The sequence below is a fragment of the Cupriavidus sp. FW305-3-2-15-C-LB2 genome (assembly GCF_058787575.1).
The window spans coordinates 347573-367782 of record NZ_JBYSZW010000001.1 but is presented as its reverse complement, the minus strand read 5'-3'; the positions used below and the strand labels follow the sequence as shown (position 1 = coordinate 367782).

At 61.5% G+C, this 20210-nt stretch carries 18 protein-coding genes; 9 read left to right on the top strand and 9 right to left on the bottom strand.

What is annotated here, in order from left to right; genetic code table 11:
* Nucleotides 1-48: 48 nt before the first annotated feature.
* The gene (locus tag AC3WRR_RS01905) at nt 49-879 is read left to right on the top strand and encodes a dioxygenase family protein (RefSeq protein WP_492295992.1); all 831 of its coding nucleotides are present in this window, start codon (nt 49-51) and stop codon (nt 877-879) included.
* A 41-nt stretch (nt 880-920) separates the two neighbouring features.
* On the top strand, nt 921-1622 hold the full coding sequence (locus tag AC3WRR_RS01900; protein ID WP_492295990.1) for an alpha/beta hydrolase: 702 nt from the start codon (nt 921-923) through the stop codon (nt 1620-1622).
* A 516-nt stretch (nt 1623-2138) separates the two neighbouring features.
* Here AC3WRR_RS01900 and AC3WRR_RS01895 read toward each other — a convergent pair.
* From AC3WRR_RS01895 to catA, 7 genes are all read right to left on the bottom strand, one after another.
* Nucleotides 2139-2963 carry a 3-oxoadipate:acetyl-CoA acetyltransferase gene (locus AC3WRR_RS01895; protein ID WP_492295988.1) on the bottom strand — a complete coding sequence of 275 codons (825 nt, stop codon included), beginning with the start codon at nt 2961-2963 and terminating at the stop codon, nt 2139-2141.
* Between the two features lie 268 nt (nt 2964-3231).
* Entirely contained in the window at nt 3232-4617 is a 1386-nt protein-coding gene (locus tag AC3WRR_RS01890; RefSeq protein ID WP_492295986.1) for an MFS transporter, read from the bottom strand.
* A 356-nt stretch (nt 4618-4973) separates the two neighbouring features.
* Complete coding sequence (gene benD, locus AC3WRR_RS01885; protein ID WP_492295984.1) at nt 4974-5750, bottom strand: benzoate diol dehydrogenase BenD; 777 nt, start codon at nt 5748-5750, stop codon at nt 4974-4976.
* Nucleotides 5747-6769, bottom strand: a complete 1023-nt coding sequence (benC, locus tag AC3WRR_RS01880; protein WP_492295982.1) for a benzoate 1,2-dioxygenase electron transfer component BenC — start codon at nt 6767-6769, stop codon at nt 5747-5749. Before benC ends, benD begins: the two co-directional genes overlap by 4 nt.
* Nucleotides 6770-6807: 38 nt before the next feature.
* Nucleotides 6808-7296 (bottom strand): benzoate 1,2-dioxygenase small subunit, encoded by a 489-nt coding sequence (benB, locus tag AC3WRR_RS01875; RefSeq protein WP_492295980.1) that lies wholly within the window; start codon nt 7294-7296, stop codon nt 6808-6810.
* On the bottom strand, nt 7293-8651 hold the full coding sequence (locus AC3WRR_RS01870) for an SRPBCC family protein (protein ID WP_492295979.1): 1359 nt from the start codon (nt 8649-8651) through the stop codon (nt 7293-7295). Before AC3WRR_RS01870 ends, benB begins: the two co-directional genes overlap by 4 nt.
* 105 nt (nt 8652-8756) lie before the next feature.
* Nucleotides 8757-9692, bottom strand: coding sequence for a catechol 1,2-dioxygenase (gene catA, locus AC3WRR_RS01865; RefSeq protein WP_492295977.1), 936 nt, complete (start codon nt 9690-9692; stop codon nt 8757-8759).
* Nucleotides 9693-9866: 174 nt separating this feature from the next.
* On the opposite strand from catA, the gene AC3WRR_RS01860 reads away from it, so the two are divergent.
* Nucleotides 9867-10790 (top strand): LysR family transcriptional regulator, encoded by a 924-nt coding sequence (locus AC3WRR_RS01860; RefSeq protein WP_492295976.1) that lies wholly within the window; start codon nt 9867-9869, stop codon nt 10788-10790.
* A gap of 302 nt (nt 10791-11092) precedes the next feature.
* Here AC3WRR_RS01860 and AC3WRR_RS01855 read toward each other — a convergent pair whose 3' ends face one another.
* A complete protein-coding gene (locus AC3WRR_RS01855) occupies nt 11093-11986 on the bottom strand; it encodes a LysR family transcriptional regulator (RefSeq protein ID WP_492295974.1) in 894 nt (297 codons plus the stop codon).
* 114 nt (nt 11987-12100) lie between these two features.
* On the opposite strand from AC3WRR_RS01855, the gene AC3WRR_RS01850 reads away from it, so the two are divergent.
* The 4 genes from AC3WRR_RS01850 (at nt 12101) to AC3WRR_RS01835 (ending at nt 16202) form a co-directional block, all read left to right on the top strand.
* The gene (locus AC3WRR_RS01850) at nt 12101-13228 is read left to right on the top strand and encodes a muconate/chloromuconate family cycloisomerase (protein WP_492295972.1); all 1128 of its coding nucleotides are present in this window, start codon (nt 12101-12103) and stop codon (nt 13226-13228) included.
* Between the two features lie 35 nt (nt 13229-13263).
* A complete protein-coding gene (gene catC, locus AC3WRR_RS01845) occupies nt 13264-13542 on the top strand; it encodes a muconolactone Delta-isomerase (RefSeq protein WP_022538584.1) in 279 nt (92 codons plus the stop codon).
* 31 nt (nt 13543-13573) lie between these two features.
* Nucleotides 13574-14587 (top strand): tripartite tricarboxylate transporter substrate binding protein, encoded by a 1014-nt coding sequence (locus tag AC3WRR_RS01840; protein WP_492295970.1) that lies wholly within the window; start codon nt 13574-13576, stop codon nt 14585-14587.
* Nucleotides 14588-15251: 664 nt separating this feature from the next.
* The gene (locus tag AC3WRR_RS01835; RefSeq protein ID WP_376992270.1) at nt 15252-16202 is read left to right on the top strand and encodes a Bug family tripartite tricarboxylate transporter substrate binding protein; all 951 of its coding nucleotides are present in this window, start codon (nt 15252-15254) and stop codon (nt 16200-16202) included.
* 392 nt (nt 16203-16594) lie between these two features.
* On the opposite strand, the gene AC3WRR_RS01830 is transcribed toward AC3WRR_RS01835, so the two are convergent.
* Nucleotides 16595-17521 carry a LysR family transcriptional regulator gene (locus tag AC3WRR_RS01830; RefSeq protein ID WP_492295968.1) on the bottom strand — a complete coding sequence of 309 codons (927 nt, stop codon included), beginning with the start codon at nt 17519-17521 and terminating at the stop codon, nt 16595-16597.
* A 125-nt stretch (nt 17522-17646) separates the two neighbouring features.
* Between AC3WRR_RS01830 and AC3WRR_RS01825 the strand changes: the two genes are divergently transcribed.
* Nucleotides 17647-18600: a Bug family tripartite tricarboxylate transporter substrate binding protein gene (locus tag AC3WRR_RS01825; RefSeq protein ID WP_492295967.1), complete on the top strand. Its 954-nt coding sequence runs from the start codon at nt 17647-17649 to the stop codon at nt 18598-18600.
* A 27-nt stretch (nt 18601-18627) separates the two neighbouring features.
* On the top strand, nt 18628-20163 hold the full coding sequence (locus tag AC3WRR_RS01820) for an AMP-binding protein (RefSeq protein WP_492295965.1): 1536 nt from the start codon (nt 18628-18630) through the stop codon (nt 20161-20163).
* Nucleotides 20164-20210 lie beyond the last annotated feature (47 nt).

Below are 20210 nucleotides of genomic sequence, written 5' to 3'. Positions count from 1 at the left end.
GCGCGTTGTCGCGCCCCTCCCCGCGGCGACGACCATTGAGATGCCGTCATGTCCGCTACCGCCACCGCCACTCGCACCACCCTACCCGTGCTGTTCATCTCGCACGGCGCGCCCACCTTCGCCATCCAGCCCGGCATGGCCGGCCCGCAGCTCACTGAATTGGGTCGCACGCTGCCGCCCGCGAAAGCAGTGCTGGTGGTGTCGCCGCACTGGATGACGCCGCATGAAGTACGCGTGAGCACCAACGCGCAGCCCGATACCATCCACGATTTCGGCGGCTTCCCGCGCGCGCTGTATGAGCTGCAATACCCGGTGGCCGGCCATCCGGCCCTGGCCGCGCGCACGGCCGAACTGCTGACGGAATCCGGCTTCCCCACGCGGCTGGATCCGCAGCGCGGATTGGACCACGGCGCCTGGGTGCCGCTGCGCCACCTGCTACCCGATGCGCACGTGCCGGTGTTTCAGGTGTCGCTGCCGCATCCGCTGGACCCTGCCGGCGCACTGGCGCTGGGTCGCACGCTCGCGCCGCTGCGTGACGAGGGCGTGCTGATCGTCGCCTCCGGCAGCATGACGCACAACCTCAACGAGTTCCGCGGTCACGGCAGTGGCGAGGCGCCCTATGTGGCCGAGTTCACCCGCTGGGTGCGCGGCGCGGTGCGGGCCGCCACGCAGCACGGCAACGTGCAGCCGCTGATCGACTACCGCAGCCTCGCGCCGCATGCCGTGCGCGCGCACCCCAGCGACGAGCACTTCCTGCCGCTGCTGGTGGCCGTGGGCGCGGCCAGCACGGGCGAGCCGCTGCAGGTGATCGACGGCGGCATCACCTATGGCGTCCTGTCGATGGAGTCGTATGCGATCGGCGCGAGCGCGGCGGCCTGAGCCGCGGCTTCGCCCCCCAAGCCTTGAACACAGGAATTGAGATGAACACCACCCCACAAGACATCGGCCCGCTGCATCAGGATGCTGCCTCCGGCCTGCGCTATCGCTTGCGTGATACGGATGACGTCCCCGCTGGGCGTCTTCTGCTGCTGCATGGCGTCGGCAGCAACGAGACCGACCTCGCTCCCCTGGCGAGCTACATCGACCCGCGCGTGCAGATAGCGTTGGTACAAGGCCCGCTGGTCTTCGGCCCACGCCAGCATGGCTTCTTCGAAGTCAGCTTCCAGAACGGCGCACCGGCCATCAACGCGGCGCAGGCCGAGCGCAGCCGCCAGCAACTGATCACGCTGGTGCGCAGCTTCCACGCGCAGGATGCCAAGGTTGCAGCGCCGCGCGTGCCCACGGTGATCGCAGGCTTCAGCCAGGGTGGCATCCTCAGCGCCAGCGTGTCGCTGACTGCGCCGCAAGAGGTGGCGGGCTTCGCCGTGCTGAGCGGCCGTATCTTGCCCGAGATCGAACCGCATCTCGCGCCGCGCGAGGCGCTGGCCAAGCTGTCGGCGCTGATCTCCCACGGCGAGTTCGATGACAAGCTGCCGGTGGCCTGGGCCGAGCGCGCCAAAGAGTGGCTGACTGCGCTGGGCGTGCCAAACCAGAACCGCCGCTATCCGATCGGCCACACCCTGAACCAGCAGGTCGTCAGCGACTTCGCGCGATGGCTGGCCGGCCCGCTCGCGCTGGCCTGATCGACACAAGCCAGCTCCATCACCTCGCGCGCCAGCACGAACACGGCGCGCGTTATCCTGCGCCTCTGCTTTTGAAACCAGTCATGTCTTCGAAGCGGCCATCCTCTGCCTCCGCCCCCCCGCATCCGCAAGCCGCTGACCCTGATCCAGACTTTGAGCCTGATCGCCGTGCTTGGCCTGCTCGCCTGCGTCGTATTGAAGACGCACGGCTGAGCCGTGCACGCGCGTTCTCCGCTTCGGCCCCACTGCCGGAGACGCCGGCAGACACAAAAATCCACCGTCCCCTGTCGGCGATCCTTATTGGATCGACCTGACCACCGATGAAGCACAAGCCCTGCTCACGCAACTGCAGGCACGCTTGGGCAACCAGGGAGCAGACTCAGGCGTCGCCGCTGGTGTTTAGTTTGGAAGAGCCGGAAGGCACCGTGACCAACTCCGTTACTGCGACCGACGCCAAACCCAGAGGCGGCGGAGACCCTGGCGGACTCGATTGTGGTGAGCGATGTGGGAATGTGCTCAGCACAAATTCAGGATCTCGCGAGCCTGGGCTGCAGTCGCGACGGAGCGACCATACTCCTCGCAAAGCTCGGCAACCTGGCGCACAAGCGCGGCGTTCGACGGAGCGAGCGTATGCTTGTCCATCCGCACATTGTCCTCGAGCCCGGTGCGGCAGTGCCCGCCCAGCTCGAGAGACCAGCGAGCCATCGTCAGTTGATTTCGACCGATGCCAGCGCCGGTCCACGTCGCATCTGGCGAAAGACGCTTAAGGGTACGAACGTAGAATTCAAGCACTTCGCGATCGACCGGCATTGCGTTCTTGATGCCCATGACAAATTGGATATGCAGGGGACCGACGATCGCACCGGCTGCCTGCATAGCTGCGGCCTGGAAGATCATCGACAGGTCAAACGCCTCGACTTCGGGCTTGATGCCGTAGGTTTTCATTTCGGCGGCGAGCCAGTCGACCAGGTCCGGAGCATTGTCATAGACCCGGGTCGGGAAGTTGACGGAGCCGGTGGCCAGGGATGCCATGTCCGGCCGCAGGGATAGCATGGCACCTCTCTCATTGCCGGCCCCAGAGCGGCCCCCGGTGGACACTTGGGTGATCATGCCCGGCGCGTGCTTGCGAATGCCCTCCAGCACCAGGGCGAAACGATCGGGATTTGACGTGGGAGTTTCGTCATCGTTGCGTACGTGAAGATGGACCAGGGTCGCCCCGGCTTCGAATGCCGCCTGGGTCGACTCCACCTGCTCGCTCACTGTGATTGGTACAGCCGGATTGTCTTTTTTGCGCGGCAGTGATCCCGTGATCGCAACAGAAATAATGCAAGGCTTGCTCATGATTGATTTCAGTAAATTGGGTAGAATGGGCGTGGCATACTCTTTGCACCTCCAGGGTCACCGATAAGGCGACCTCTGTGCTTGCTTGGCGCCGTCTTCGTTTGTATTGGTCGGCAATTCGCACGCATCGTGTGCGGGGCAGCCTGGCTTCGTCCAATACTGATTGGGTCAGCGATGGCAGGCTTTTCGTCTCCGCGAGAGCCTGTCCTTTTTCTCTCAGGCCCGAGTCGCCAAGAAGATAGGCGTCGCACATCCTGGCTGTCCTATCTCAGGATTTTCGGTGTTGGGCGCGTAGAACGACCGTCCGTTCCGAATCCTCTTCTCCCTGGCTCGACCTGCTGTCGATCACCGATGCCGACCGCTTATGGTCAATCAGGAGCACAGCCAGCACTGCTATGGCACCAGGCACTGCCATTGCAGCGAAATTCTGCTGGAGCGGAAGGGACATGCTTACCAGCACGCCGATGACAATGGGCGCGAGGATTGCGCCGCTTCTGCCGACACCAGAGGCCCAGCCAATGCCCGTACCCCGGACGGTGGCTGGGTAGAACTGCCCTGCATAGGCGTACGTCACAATTTGCGTGCCGATCGTGGATGCTCCGGCGAGCGCAACCACGACGAACAAGGCCTCGGTCGGCATCTTGTAGCCAAGCAGCGTGATCGATATCGCGGCGAGTGCGTACATGCCAACCAGCACGTATTTGATATTGAACTTGTCTGCCAGCCAACCACCTCCGATTGCGCCGGCCATCGCGCCAAAGTTCAACACCAGCACGAACGTCAGTGCCGAGCCGAGGCTATAGCCCGCGCCAGCCATGAGTTTCGCGAGCCACGAGCTCAATGCATAGACCATAAACAGGCACATGAAGAAGGCGACCCATAGCATCGCGGTGCTGAATCCGCGGCCATCACGGAACAGCATGCTGATGGGAGCGCTGGACCATTTCTCGGCCTGCGGCAAGTCGAACCGGTCTGTCGTCTGAGCGCGGTAGGTGGGCTCCATCTGGGCCAGTACCGCTTTGAGAGTGTCCAGACGATTGCGCTGGATCAGGAAGGGCAGTGACTCCGGCATCAGCTTCAACACAGGAGGGATGATAAGTACGGGAACGCTCGCAGCCAGGAATACCGATTGCCAACCGTACGTCTCGATCAGTGATTTGCCCATAATTGCGGCAAGAATCCCGCCTACGGAATACCCGCTAAACATCAGCGTGACCATGGTTCCGCGGATCTTGCGCGGCGAGAACTCTGTCATCTGAGCGACGACATTGGGCATCACACCGCCGATGCCCAATCCGGCAAGGAACCGGGTAATGCTGAACGTGACCGGATCATGCGTCATTCCCGCCGCAGCAGTAAAGACGCTGAAGAGCGCAATACAGACTGCAATGGCCTTGGGCCGGCCAATGCGATCGGCAATAGTACCCATGAGGACGGCGCCGAACATCATGCCGAACAGCGCGGAGCTGACCATGAAGCCGGCGCGGGTCGCGTCGACGCCCATGTCTTTCATGATGGATGGGAGCGCAATGCCCACGACGGCAAGGTCATAGCCGTCAAAGATGATGATGAGCGCGCACCAGAACAGCAGGCCAGCGTGGAATCTGTTGAAGCGCGCATCGTCGGCGAGCTTGTGAACGTCAATGTGACGCATGCCTTGTCTCCTCCATTGTTTTAGGAATGGTCGCGGCGTTCTCCGCGGCAACTGCGGTTCACGCGCGCGCCTCCAGGTCTCTGAGCCTGAAGCGTTGGATCTTGCTGTTGCCGTCTTGGGCAGCGTGGGCAGGAATGGGATGGTGCGCTGATAGTTGCAGGCTGAGGCGGCCCTCTACGAAGGCCCTCAGCTCGCCATCGCATCACGACCCATCTGGTCAGGGACGCTCAAAGCGCTTCTGACCTTCACAGCAGGCGCGTAACGAATCTCTTTGTGGACCGCCTCCATCCCGGCTGGGACAATGGCTCTCCGTTAGCTCACCGTCCGGTTCCCTATCGCCGTTTCTTCGACGCGTTCTAGCCGTTGTCGCCGCCCGCAACCGGCAGCACGGCGCCTGTGATATAGCCTGCTTCGTCAGAGGCAAGGAAAAGTATCGGCGCAATCTGTTCGTCGAGCGTGCCGTAGCGTTTGAAGAAGGTCGACTCAGTAACCTGCGTCACCGCCTCGCCCATCCAGGTCCTCTCTTGCTCGCTATCTCCAGCCGCGTTGCGAGGCACGCGCCGGGGAGGCGCCTCGGTTCCACCGGGTGCCGCAGCAACCACGCGGATGTTGTGCTCGCCATACTCCATCGCAAGCGACTGGGTTAACGCGTTGACGCCGCCCTTTGCCGCCGAATACGGCACGCGGCGGATGCCGCGCGTTGCATTCGAGGAAACGTTGACGATGGTTCCGCGTCCTTGAGCGAGCATGTACGGGAGCACCGCGTGGCAGCCGTACAAGGTCGGCATGAGCGAGCGGCGGATTTCCGCGTCAATCTGAGCCGGTTCGAACTCGGCATAGGGCCGCATGCGAATGGCTCCACCGACACCGTTTACCAGAATGTCAATTCGACCAAATCGCTCCACAGCGAAGGCCATCGTGGAGGCTGCGCCTTCATAGGTCTCAAGGTCGGCAATGAAGCCGGCAGTGTCGGCCCCAACTGCTTCCGCCGCGACCTGGGAGACGAAGTCGGCGCGATCGACAAACAGAACCTTCGCACCTTCAGCCGCAGCGCGTAGCGCGACGCCGCGTCCGATACCTTGGGCGGCACCGGTGATCACCATCACCTTGCCTTCGAATCGCTTGGCGCTCATGGGGTCACCGGGGCTGCGTTGGGCGTGAACTTCTCGTAATGGAAGCTGTTGGGCTTCACGCCGTTGTCGTCGAAATACTTGCGCACCGCGTCGACCATCGGCGGCGGTCCGCACAGGTACACGTCAACATCACCATCGTTCAGACATTCCGCCGGCATATGCTGGGTCACCCAGCCCTTGCGGGGATGGCTCGATTCCGCTTCTGCGACCACTGTGCTGAACGTAAAGTTCGGCAACTTCGCGGCGTACGCCTGGATCGCCTCAACCTGGACCAGGTCGAGGTCTCGTGTCACGCCGTAGATGAGATGCACCTTCTGCTCCGAGTTCGCGCGAACCAGAACTTCCAGCATTGACAGGAAGGGAGCCAAGCCCGTGCCGCCAGCCAGGAACAACAAGGGACGCTCCACTGCCCGGAGGTAGAAGCTGCCCAGGGGGCCCGTCAGTTGCACCTTGTGGCCTGGCTGCGCCGATTCGAGCCAGGTACTCATCACGCCGCCAGGGATTTTTTTGATCAGGAAGCTGATTTTCGATGCGCCCGGCGCGGACGAAAATGAGTACGAGCGATGCTTTCCGCTGCCGGGGACGTCGATGTTCACATACTGGCCGGCGAGGAAGACCGGAGGGATGCTGTCCACGTCCAATTCAAGGACCACCGCCGCATCATTGTGCTGTTCGACTTTCGTGACCGTCGCAGCGAACTTGTTTTGCTCGGTTTTGCACACCGTCGACGATGCCGGAACTGCGATGACGCAGTCACTCTGCGGCACCATCTGGCACGTGAGCACGAGACCGCCAGCTTTCTCGTCGTCGCTCAACGCGTCCTCAATGTAGTCATCGCCCAGGTCGTAGCAGCCACTCTCGGCGCGGCACTTGCAGGTGCCACACACGCCGTCGGAGCAATCCATCGGCAGGTTAATCTTGGCGCGAAACGCGGCATCGAGAACCTTTTCGCCGGCCTTGCATTCGACAAAGCGGGTTACGCCGTCTTCAAAGTTCAGTGCGATGTTGTAGCTGGACATGTTACCTCCTGCGTCCTTTCTCATTCCATCCGGTGGCATCAGACGTGGTAGACGTCCAGCACCTGCCGGATATAGTCGTTCTTAAGCACAATCTTCTTGCTCGAAATCAGCAACCGGTCGTCAACGTTGCGCAAGGTGACGTAGGCGGTGCCGAAATACTGATCCGTGACCTTGTAACGATGGCTCAGCGTGTTGAAGTTGTATCGAACGTCGACTTCGTTATCCCGCTCCGCCAGCACTTCGACATTAGTGACGTTGTGGCTGGTGCGCGGTTCCGGCATCGACGCGCTGCTGCGCTCGGTTCTGATACGGAACACCCGATCTTCCAGGCCGCCGCGGTCCGAGTAGTACATCAGGGAAATTTCGCTTTGCGGGTCTTCGGTAAGCTTGTCATCGTCATCCCAGGCAGGCATCCAGTAGGTGACGTCTGCTGTGTAGCAGGCCAACCACTCGTCCCACTGACGGTCATCCAGAAAGCGCGCCTCTTGATAGAGCGCGCTACAGACCTTTTGATAGCCGATGCTCATACCGCTGCCTCCGCCTGTTCTTTGCGCAGGGCTTCGCGCATCACCCGCACCCAATATTCGTGTTGAACCACAAAGAGACCTTCATCTTCGCTGCGCTCGCCAGATATCAGTGGGTTCAATCCCATGCCCTTCGCGTTCGCGTCAGGTCCGTGGACCCACAACGGTGCGCCGCGCGACATGTCGTTCCACATCGACGTCGTGCTGGCGTAGCCCGCCTGGCATGCACGGAACTCTTCGAGGTCGTCGCTGGTGCCCATGCCCGAAACGTTGAAGAAGTCTTCGTATTGACGAATGCGGATCGCGCGGCTTTCTGCGCTTTCGCCCTTCGGTGCGAAGCAGAAGATGCTGACCTCTGTCTTGTCGACACTGATCGGACGGACGACACGAATCTGGGTACTGAACTGATCCATCAGGAACACGTTCGGATACAAGCACAGGTTTCGTGTCTGATTCACGATGTACTTCGCCTTGTCTTCGCCGACACGAGCCGCGATTTCGTCGCGATGTTGATAGACAGGACGCACTTCAGGATTCATCGTGTTGGTCCAAAGGAGAATATGGCCATGCTCGAAGCCATACACACCGGCAACCGACTTGCTCCAACCGTTTGCATCGACGGCCTTGGTGCCTTCGACATTGCGGCGGCCCATCGTTGCGGCATAGTTCCAGTGCACGGTGCTGACGTGATAGCCGTCACAACCGTTTTCCATCTGCATCTTCCAGTTGCCGTCGTAGATGTACGAAGAGTTGCCTCGCAACACTTCGAGACCATCCGGCGCCTGCGAGACGATTTGGTCAATGATGACTTTCGTCTCGCCGAGATAGTCCTCGAGCGGCATCACATCTTCGCTAAGGCTACCGAACAGGAAACCCCGATAGTTCTGGAAGCGCGCAACCTTCTTCAGGTCGTGCGACCCGTGTTTGTTGAACTGCACCGGATACTCGGTGGTCTTCTCGTCCTTTACCTTCAGCAGCTTGCCGGCGTTCGAGAACGTCCAGCCATGGAACGGGCAGGTGAAGCTGCCCTTGTTGCCGTGCTTGCGACGGCACAGCATGGCGCCCTTGTGGGCGCACGCGTTGATGACCGCGTGCAACTCACCGGCCTTGTCACGCGTGATGACAATTGGCTGACGGCCAATCCACGTCGTGTAGTAATCGTTGATGTTCGGTACCTGGCTTTCGTGCGCGAGGTAAACCCAGTTGCTCTCGAAGATGTGCTTCATCTCGAGCTCGTACAAATCGGCGTTCGTGAAGATGTCGCGGCGACAACGGAAGACACCGTTCTCCTTGTCGTCCTGGACGGCGTTGCTCAGCAAATCGTCCAGTTGCCGTGCTTTATCGATAGTTGCGGACATGAGTCGTCTCCCTATGCGAGCTTCGTAGTCAAGCCCTTGGCATCGGTTCAGATATTTCGTGCGTGGAAGTTGGCGGCCTGGCGAGAGAGGCCGCCGCGCGACAGGTTACGCCGTGGCGGAGGCGCGAGGGCGATTCACAAGCTGGTTGTCCTTGCCTTGCACCAGCGGAGTCAACTCGATGTTGAATTCGATTTCCTTATACGCATCGCCCTTGAGGCCGAGTGCGGCACCGCCCGTCTTCTCGACAACGTGCGGCACAAGTTCTTCGCGAGTCGCATAAGCGAAGTCATCCCAGATCAGCGGATCGCCTTCGATATTGATCTGCGTCGTGAGCTTGCGCGTCTTGTCGCTCGTGACGAAGAAGTGCACGTGCGCCGGACGGTTGCCGTGGCGGGCGATCACGTCAAGCAACTGTTGCGTGGCGCCTTGCGGCGGACACCCATAGCCGACGGGCATCAGCGTGCGGAACTCGTACTTGCCGTCGGCCCCGGTCTTTACCGCGCCGCGAAGGTTGAAATCGTCTTGCGCGCCGGTCGGATCGAAGTGCGAGTAGAAGCCCTTGGAGTTGGCGTGCCAGCATTCGACAACCGCATCGGCCACGGGCTTGCCGTCCGGTCCGGTCACCGTGCCACGGATGATGAGCGGACCCGCGTCTTCGTCGGCATTGAGATCAATCTTGGAGACGCCATCACGTACCGGGGCGCCAGCCACATACAACGGGCCTTCGATCGTGCGCGGCGTGCCGCCGTGGATGTCAGCTTCACGGTCCTCTGCATCCATGCGGATGTCGAGATACTTCTCGAGACCAAGGCCGGCGGCCAAAAGAGCCGCCTCACCATCTTGTCCAAGCTTGTTGAAGTAATTCACACCGGCCCAAATCTCGTCGGGCGTCATGTCCAAGTCGTCGATGGCCTTGAAGAGGTCGCTCAGCAGACGATGAGTAATCTGCTTGGTGCGAGCGTTGCCATCCTGGCTTCCCAAATTGGCAGCGGCCTTCAGCAGGTCCTGCACTTCCTTCGAGTCGAACACTTTGACACTCATGTCTGCTCCTAAACTTTCTGTGTTTTGCTGGGGTAAACCCTCGTTTCAGGTGGATCTGAATTTACTCAGAAGGTATGATCCGGCCTTAAAACAGAGCGTGATGGCAGAATAGAGGACGGCAAACTGGTCAGTCCAACACCGTTTTAGTATCGGATCATATCCCGGAGGTATCATATGGAGCTGCGACATCTTCGCTACTTTGTAGCGGTTGCCGAGGAACGCAACTTCACGCGCGCAGCCAAGCGGCTCCACATCGCGCAGCCGCCGTTAAGCCGCCAAATACAGCAGCTCGAAGAAGCGCTGGGGGTACTGCTATTCGAACGGAGCTCCCGTCCGCTCAAGCTCACCGAGACCGGCAAGTTTTTTTACTCGCACGCGGTGAATCTGATTGCGCAGACGAACGAGTTGGAGTCGATGACGCGTCGCGTGGGCAACATCGAGCGCAGTCTGTCTGTCGGTTTTGTGGGATCCACGCTCTACGGCATGCTGCCAAAGATCATTCGGCGATTCCGAGACGAAAACAAGTCGGTCGAGCTCAGCCTCCACGAGATGTCGACGATGGACCAGATTCGCGCGCTCAAGGACGGACGCATCGATGTAGGCTTCGGCCGGATTCGACACGAGGATGCGAACATCCGTCGGGTGACTCTCCGCGAGGAGAAAATGATCGTTGCACTTCCCGTCGGTCATCCGCTCTCGACGTCGAAGCCGATACTCGCGCTTCGGGACCTCATCTACGAAACACTCATTGTTTTCCCCAAGGCACCAAGGCCAAGCTTCGCGGACCAGGTTCTGTCGGCTTTCCAGGAGCGAGCCCTTGCGCCTCGCCGCATCTATGATGTCCGCGAATTGCAGATCGCATTGGGGCTTGTCGCGGCAGGAGAAGGGATAGCAGTCGTGCCAAGCAGCGTCTATGGGCTGAAGCGCGACGACGTGAGCTACATGGAACTGGATGACCCTACCCTCACGTCGCCAATCATCATGAGTATGCGTGCGATGGATGAGTCGCGTGACATCAAAGAAATGTTGGAACTGATTTATCGACTCTACGAGGAAGAGGGAATTCCCTATGTGCCTCGCACGGACAAGGGGTCGTAGAACGGTCATACCTCTGGGGGGGTATGATGGTCTTGGACAGCCGAAGATTGCCGGCGCAAAACTCCAACCTTCACCTGCGTTCAAGCGACGGCTTTGAGGGCATTGGTGAAGACGGGTCGAACAGGACGCGACGATGCACGCGCCGGCCACAGTAGAGGGCCCAACTGCGCCGCTGACATGCATCCCCGGAAAAGAGCATAACGCCGCTCCCCGGGTAGACCAAGCCGTGATGATAAGTTGCTTCTGCCCAGCTAAAAGCGACAGTTGGTATGTTTATATGCCGCCGATCCAGAACCAGGACACTATGCTTGAGGAAGCTCCGTGTGCTGCAACACCCATTCCACCGCGCGCGCCAGGAAGGGCGACGTGTCGCCGGCCCGCATGCTCATGATCACAGGCGAGACGAAACCAGGTGCTTCAATGGGGTAATAACGCACGTCGTCGCGGTGCAAGCGTTGTACGGAGGCCGGCACCAAGGTGATGCCCAGACCGGCGGCGATTAGCCCCAGGGCGGTTTGCAGTTCATTCGCTTCCTGGACCACGCGCAACTGCAGCCCGCGGGCGCGAAAGAGTGAAAGCAGATGATCCGCGTAGCTGGGCCTTGGTCGCGCAGGGTAAAGCACAAACGGCCGCCGGGCCAACGCTTCCGGCGTGAGTGCGTCGTCACCTCGAATCTCGACGGCAGCCGGCAACGCCGCGATTAACGGCTCGTTCATGACAACCGTTTGCGTGATGCCGGGATCGTTCAACGCAATGCGGCCAAAACCAAGGTCAATGCGCCCGGCCTTGAGTGCGGTCGCTTGCTGAACCGTGATCATTTCGCTGAGCCCGACTTCCACTTGGCTATCGGCACCCCGTAGTTCCCGAATCAGCTCTGGCAAGAAGCCGTACAGCACCGACGGCACGAAGCCAATGCCAAACCAGCGCTTTTCGTTGCGGCCGATACGCCGCGTGGCCTCGATCGTTTCCTCGAGCCGCTGGGTCATTTGTAGCGACTGCTCCAACAAGAATCGCCCAGCCTCGGTCAGGCGCATTCCGCGACCGACGCGGTGAAATAGATCCACGCCGATTTCATCCTCGAACTGGCGGATCTGGCGGGACAACGGCGGCTGGGCCATATGCAAGATCGAAGCCGCCCGCGTCACATTTAACTCCTGAGCGACGGTCTGGAAATAGCGTAAGTGGCGAAGCTCCATATCGGACCCCAGAAATACCTGTACGGTATGCTATCAGACACGAATGGTCTTGGACACCCATACGGTTGAGACGCATACTCAGAGGCAACTCAAATTGCACCGACAAGGTATCGAATGACCCATGCAACGGTTACGGCAGTCGAAGCCATCCTGGTCGATCTACCGACCATCCGCGCACACCAGCTCGCCATGGCGACCATGCAGCAGCAGACGCTGGTTATCGTGCGGCTGCAGTGCAGCGACGACATTGAAGGTATCGGCGAGGCCACTACTATCGGTGGCCTGTCCTACGGCGACGAAAGTCCCGAAGGCATCAAACTCACCATCGACACCTACCTGGCCCCGGCGCTGGTCGGCCAGGACGCCTCCAACGTGCATGCGGCCATGGCGCGCCTGAACAAGGTGGCGCGCGGCAACCGCTTCGCCAAGTGCGCCCTTGAAACCGCATTGCTGGATGCCCAGGGTAAGCGCCTCGGCGTGCCGCTGGCCACGCTGCTGGGTGGCGCCGTGCGCGACACGCTGCCGGCGCTATGGACCCTGGCCAGTGGCGATACCGGGCGCGATATCGCAGAGGCCGAGCAACTGCTGGAAGCCCGCCGCCACAACACCTTCAAGCTCAAAATCGGCCGCCGTGCCGTGCGCGACGACGTGGCCCACGTGGCCGCGATCAAGCGCGCGCTGGGCGAGCGTGCCCGCGTGACCGTTGACGTGAACCAGGCCTGGAACGAAGCCGAGGCCGCCACCGGCATCGCCATGCTGGAAGCTGCCGGCATCGACCTGATCGAACAACCCACGCCGCGTGAACAGCGTGCCGCGCTGGCCCGGCTGGCCGCCCGTTTTGTCGTGCCGATCATGGCCGACGAGGCGGTGTGCGGGCCGGAAGACGCGATGGAGCTGGCACGCATCGGCGGTGCCGACGTGTTTGCCCTGAAAGTCGCCAAGTCCGGCGGCATCTTCGGCATGCTGCGCACCGCGGCCGTGGGCGACGCCGCTGGCATCGCGCTCTATGGCGGCACCATGCTGGAAGGCAGCGTGGGCACCATCGCCGCCGCGCACGGCTTCTGCACCCTGCCGCAGCTCGCGTGGGGTACGGAACTGTTCGGGCCGCTGCTGCTCAAGGACGATATCGTCACGGCGCGCCCGGAGTACCGGGATTTCGCGCTGCACCTGCCGCAGGGGCCGGGCCTTGGGCTCGCGCTGGACGAGGACAAGCTGGCGCACTATCGCCGCAAGCAAGGCTGAAATCAGCCTCCCACAACACGATCGGAGAAACGCTCATGCTTTATCTGGTACGAATGGACGTCAACTTGCCGCACGACATGCCTGCGGCCCAGGCCGATGAGATAAAGGCGCGCGAGAAGGCCTACGCACAGGACCTGCAGCGCCAGGGCAAGTGGCAGCAGCTCTATCGCGTGGTGGGCGAATACGCCAACTACAGCATCTTCGATGTCGAATCCAACGACGAACTGCACACGCTGCTGGCCGGCCTGCCGCTGTTCCCGTATATGAAGCTTGCGGTCACGCCGCTGGCGAAGCATCCGTCATCGATACGCTGAACGAATCAATCACGAGACAGGACGGAGACAAATGAAATCCCTGCTGCAGCAGCTGTTCTCGCAGCCATTGACCAAACCTGAGGCCCGCACCGGCGCCGCCGCGCTGATGCTCGCCCTGGCCGCGGCCAGCGCGCCCGCCCACGCCGCGTGGCCCGACCACCCGATCCGCTGGATCGTGCCGTTCCCCGCCGGCGGCGCGATGGACAATATCGCGCGCACGCTGGGTGAAGATATGTCGCGCACGCTCGGTCAAGCCATCGTGGTGGAAAATCGCCCCGGCGCCGGCGGCAACATCGGCGCGGAGCTGGTGGCGCGCGCGCCGGCCGACGGCTACACCGTGATCATCGTGGCCAACGGCATGGCGGTGAATCCCGCCCTGTACGGCAAGCTCGGCTACGACCCGGTGAAAGACTTTGCCCCCGTGTCGCTGCTGGCTGTGGTACCCAATGTACTGGTGGCGAGCAAGGCCAAGACGCCAGTGAAGACGGTTGCGGAGGTGGTGGCCAATGCCAAGGCGCGGCCGGGCAAGTACACCTATGCGTCGGCGGGCAATGGCACCTCGATCCACCTAGCAGGCGAGTTGTTCACTTCCATGGCGGGCGTCGACCTGCTGCACGTTCCCTACAAAGGCAGTGGACCGGCCATGACCGACCTGCTTGGCGGCCAGGTCGACTACATGTTCGACAGCATCACCTCGGCAAAGCCGCATATCGATTCCGGCAAACTCACCGCCATCGCGGTAACGACCACCAAGCGCTCGACGGCGCTGCCCAATGTGCCTACCGTAGCCGAGTCCGGGTTGGCTGGCTATGAGCTATCGCCGTGGTTCGCCGCCTTTGTTCCGGCACGCACGCCTTCCGCCGCCATTGAGAAGCTGAACCAAGCCATGCTCGATGCGCTACGCAATCCTGCCGTGCAGAAACGGCTGGCGGCGATTGGCGCGGAGCCGATTGGCAGTACCCCGGCAGCACTACGCGACCACCTGGCGCGTGAGACCGCCAAGTGGGGCGAGCTAATCCGGGCGCGCGGGATCCGCGCCGATTGATCTCCAGTGCAGTCTGAGCCTAGTGCGATGATGCTCGGTAATGCGACCACGCAACGCTTCTCGCAATTTGGCAATGCCTCTGTCGGGCGTTGCCGAGGGCCAGGGCGGCAAGTCGCTCGGGGAAAACCATATCCATCGTCAGGAGCGCGAAGGACGGGACACCGCCGTTCTGCTGAGGCGGGTCAGGTCACACCCAACCGCTCTCGCATGCGACTGGGCACGTCGCGGGCCTCTCGATCGGGAGGCGCAGATTGTCGGTCTGCACGGCCTCCTCCGTAGCAGCCGGTGCGCTCGAAAATGCGACAAGGCGCACTTCATGAACTCAGCAATTGTTTTCCCGTTTTCAGCGATCGGTGCTGAGATCATCCATGCAAGTCTGCCTGGACAGCCAGTATTGGGCTGACCTCGCTCGGGTCGGAACGGAAATGGGGCCGGCAGGTTCTTTGCTGTCGGGATCATGCGTTTCGTCAAGTCGAAGGCCTCGTTTGTGAATTGTGAATTCCAATGTCACCGCTGTCGCCCTACTGTATTTGGCACGCCTATGGTGCAAATCTAATAAAAGGCGGCGCACGCTTTGGCGTGATCAACTAGGGAGACGACGATGAAGCAAGGCCTTGAAATGCTGCGGCTGGCAGTCGCCAGGCTGGTATTGGCGACAGCCGGGATGACGGGGGCCGTTGGCGTGGCGGCGTTGGCCGACCCGGGCGCTGCGCTGGCGGCATATCCCGACAAGCCGATCCGGCTGATCGTGCCTGCGGCAGCGGGTGGTACCACGGATATCGCGTCGCGTCTGGTTGGCAAACGCATGGCCGAACTCCTGGGCCAGCCGGTAGTGGTAGAAAACCGTGCCGGCGGCGCCGGCATCATTGGCGTGCAGGCGCTCAAGCAATCTGCCCCCGACGGCTACACCCTGATGATGGGCAATATCGGACCCAATGCGATCAACTATAGCTTGTACCGACAACTGCCCTATCGCGCGGAGGACTTTGCGCCGGTCAGCATGGTGGTGTCGGTACCCAACGTTCTTGTGGTCAATGCTAATGTGCCCGCGCGTACGGTGGCCCAGCTGGTAGCGCTGGCCAAGGCCCAGCCCGGCAAGCTTTCCTTCGCCTCGTCCGGCACTGGCCAGTCAGTCCATTTGTCCGGGGAACTGTTCCGCAATCGCACCGGTATTGACATTATCCATGTGCCCTACAAGGGCGCGGCACCGGCCGTGGCCGACTTGGTCGCCGGCCAGGTAACCATGATGGTGGATAATCTCCCCAGCTCCCTGCCTCATATCCAGTCGGGCAAATTGCGTGCTCTGGCCGTGACCAGCGCGAGCCGCGTCCGCGAGCTGCCCGACGTGCCTACCATGAAGGAGGCCGGTTTGGACGACTTCCAGGTGACTGCGTGGTTTGGCCTGGTGGCCCCGGCAGGCACGCCGCCGGCCGTGATCGACCGGCTGCAGAGGACCGTGGCTATCATCCTCGCCGAGCCCGAGGTCAAATCACGCCTGGCTGATCTGGGCGGCGTGCCCGGTGGTGATACGCCCACGCATTTCGGAAACTTCATCAAGAGCGAGCGCGAGCGCTGGGCACGCGTGGTCAAGGAAACCGGTATTCCGCTCCAATAAGCCTGCAATCGATCGCTGAGCCTCTTTGAGAGAGAGGCATAAGCGGCAAAACTGCACACCTGGCGCACCGTGAGAACCGCAACAGGCCGGCAGCTTAAGGCAACGCGAAGATCGAACGCGACCAACGTCGAGCAGGAGCTGGCCGGCCCCTTCTGCTGGCCAAACCTTCCTGCTCAAGTGATCGGGGGGCTTAGCTCCTCCCGCTTGCTCTTGGCCTTGCGAGACCCGTTTGGGCAGCGCCTCGCCGCATCGGCACCTCCAACGCAGCCACACACTCCCCGCCACGACGAGCATGCTTCGCTGCGCGCTGTACTGTTCTGGCTTCAGCCGCCCCCCTTTTTCCCAGACTCGAATGCATAGCAGCTTCCAAATGCGCCTTGCACTCGCAGGGGCTATCCCCCTGTTCGCATCAAGTCCTTCTCCCAAGGCAAGCCCTGCTCGAATTTGCATTTCAGAAAGTCAATAAATGCTCGCAACTGCGGCGGCGTGTATCGGTTAGGGAGCGTGATCGCATACAGTGTGCTGCCAGGCGAACGGGTTAGCCTATATTCGTTTAGGACGGTTTCCAGCCTACCGCTTTGCAGATGTTCTACTGCGACATACGAAGGCAGCAAGCCAATGCCGAGCTTTGCCGCAGCCATTTCGCCAAGGAAACCATAGTCCGAGCACTCCAAATGCGGTTGGATGGAAACCCTGTGCACGAGGTCACTGCCTGCTCGCACATATTCCAGCCCCACACGTGTGCGCACGCCAAGGCAGGTATGAGACGCCAAATCTTCCGGCGTGACCGGTCGACCATGCCGCTCCAAATACTCGGGATTCGCGCATAGCATCCATTCGATCGGCCCGAGGGCACGCGCCACACAATGTTCTCCGGGGTCATTGGTGACCCGCAAAGCCAGGTCGAGATCATTTTCCATCAGGTCCACGGCACCGCCTTTGAAGCTCACCGACAGCGATACCTTGGGATACAGATTGCAGAACTCGGCGAACATAGCGGTCAAGTACAGTCGGCCGACCGCCGGTGGACAACTCACACGCAATGGACCGCGGATGGAAGTGCCGAAGGTGTGCAGTAGTTCGTCCGCGCGCTCTACCTCGGCGCGGATGACGGCGCATTGCGCGTAAAACGCCTCGCCTATTTCCGTCAGACTCATGCGGCGCGTGCTCCGCCGTACGAGCTGCGCCTCCACATCGCGCTCCAGCTTACGGATGCGCCGGCTGACATTGGAGCGGTCAATGCCAAGCTTGAGCGAAGCATTCATGAAGCTGCCAGATTCCACAACCGTGGCGAAAAACAAGTAAGCGTCGAGTTCCATGGCTTGAGCAGCGATTGGTGCGCTGCGCGCAACGCACCTGTGCGCAAGCGCAGGCTTACGTGCCTGAAAAGTGGATGCAATACTCTCCCAAAGCCCGATTTGCTTGTTAAAAAGGCGGAGGAGACATGAAGCGGATCATACCCGCGCTACTGCTTTGTAGTGCGACAATCGCAACGAATGCGCAGGCCGAGTATCCCGTCAGGCCCATCACGCTAGTGGTGCCTTTTCCCGCCGGCGCAACGACGGATACAGTGGCCCGCGTGGTCGGCCAGGCGGCATCGGCCCAGCTTGGCCAGCCCATCGTGATCGACAACAAGCCAGGCGCGGAAGGGCAAGTGGCCGCGCAGGAGGTGGCCCGAGCGACACCGGACGGCTACCGTTTGCTGCTCGCCACGTCGGGCAACCTGTCGTTGGTGCCGGCGTTGCGCAAGAAGCCGCCCTACGACGTGCTGACCGATTTCACGCCCATCGCCGATGTCGGTCGCTTCGGCTTTTTCCTGTACGTGAACCCTGCCGTCCCGGCCAGCAACCTGAACGAGTTCCTCGCCTACGCCAAGGCCAATCCCGGCAAGCTGAGTTACGGCACCGGCAACAACACCGGCGTGGTCGCGTTCTCGCACTTCAAGACACTCACAGGCATCGAGCTGACCCAGGTGCCCTACAAGGGCGAGCCGCCGGCCATGCTGGATCTGATCGCCGGCCGCACCCAGGCCATGATCGGTACGACCATCGGCGCGTCCTATCTGCGCGAGGGCAAACTGCGCGCACTGGTCTCCATCAATGCCCAGCGAAACAGCCTGCTTCCCGATGTGCCGACGCTGCGCGAGGCAGGCATGCAGGATTTGGAGATCATGCCGTGGGCGGGTCTGGTCGGACCGGCGGGCATGCCCAAGGACGTCGTGGCCCGTCTGAACCAGGCATTCGTTGCCGCCATGAACAATCCGAAGGTACGCGAACAGATGGACCGGCTGGGCTTTCCGTTGACGCCTTCTTCACCTGAAGCGTTCGGTCGTCTGATCAAATACCAACTGGCGGTCCATGGCCGCCTGGTGAAGGACGCCGGGCTGCAGCCAGAATAACTGCACGTACCGCAAAGGAGAGAGTTAATGGTTGCCTCACTGCAATATGGCGAAGACCGGTTCGACGGCGCTGAGATCGAGCGCCGCGCCGCGCAGGTTGCCGGCGGCCTGGCTGCCTTGGGCGTGGGAGAGGACGATGTCGTGGCCATCGTGCTTCGCAACGCGCCCGCGATGTTCGAGATCACGCTGGCATGCAACCGCGTCGGCGCATATCACTGTCCGGTGGACTGGCGGTTCACCGTGGATGAGCTGGGCTATATCCTGCAGGACAGCGGTGCCTGTGTGCTGTTCATCGAGGCGGACCTGTTAGCAACATTGCGTGCCGCGATCCCGGAAGGGGTGCGCGTACTGGCGGTCACGCCAGAACCGTTGGCCGTGCAGGCTTATCCCTCTTCGCGCGTTACCGGCGAAGTGCCGGCAGACGTCCTTCGCTATGAAGCATGGCGCAGCGCACAGGCCGCGTACAGCGGTCCGTCGTGCTGGCCGCGCGGGCGCTTCGCCTATACCTCCGGCACGACTGGACGTCCAAAAGGCGTGCGGCGCCTCGAGCAGGGCCTGCATCCAGAGCAGCCGCGCCTGCTGCGCGATACCGTCAAGGCCGTGTTCGATTTTTCCGCGGAGGCACGCGTGTACCTGTCCGCGCCGCTCTATCACGGCGCGCCCAATCTCTACGGCGTGCAGGCCATGCTGGCAACCGGACTGGTCGTGCTGGATCCCCGCTTCGATGCCGAAACCACGCTGCGCGCCATCGAGCGCCATCGCATCACGCACCTGTACCTGGTGCCCACCATGTGCGTACGCCTGCTGGCGTTGCCGCAACACGTGCGCAACCGCTACGACCTGTCCTCCGTGCGCTTCGTCGCCTGTACAGGCGCGCCCTTTTCCGTTGCCATCAAGCAGGCCATGATCGATTGGTGGGGGCCAGTGATCAATGAATCGTATGCGTCCAGCGAAATGGGCATGATCACCGTGATTTCGTCCGCGGACGCCATCCGCAAGCCCGGGTCGGTCGGCCGGCCTGTGAGCGAGGCTGAGGTGCGCATCTACAGCGACGCGGGCTGCCGCCTCGGCACAGGAGAAGTTGGCAACATCCATGTGCGCCAGCCTGCCTATGCGGACTTTACCTACCACAATCGCCCTGAGGCACGCGCCGCGATAGATTGCGAAGGACTGGCATGCGTGGGCGACATGGGCTACGTCGATACCGACGGCTTCCTGTTCATCTGCGACCGCAAGAGCGACATGGTGATCTCCGGCGGTGTGAACATCTACCCGGCCGAAATCGAAAACGCACTGTCCGGCATGCCGGGTGTGGTGGACTGCGCGGCGTTTGGCGTGCCCCATGAAGAGTTTGGCGAAATGGTCGTGGCAGTGGTACAGCCTGCCGACGGCGCGCAACTGGATCCGGAGGGAATGCGTGTGTGGCTGAAAGAGCGGCTCGCCGCTTACAAGGTGCCAAAGGTGATCGAACTGCGCACCGAACTGCCGCGCCAGGAAAGCGGAAAGCTCCACAAGCGCAAGCTGCGCGATGGCTATTGGCAGCATGCCGGGCGCAGGATCTGAACAAGCGTCAGCAAGTGTAGGGATGAACAACAATCAACACGCTGCGA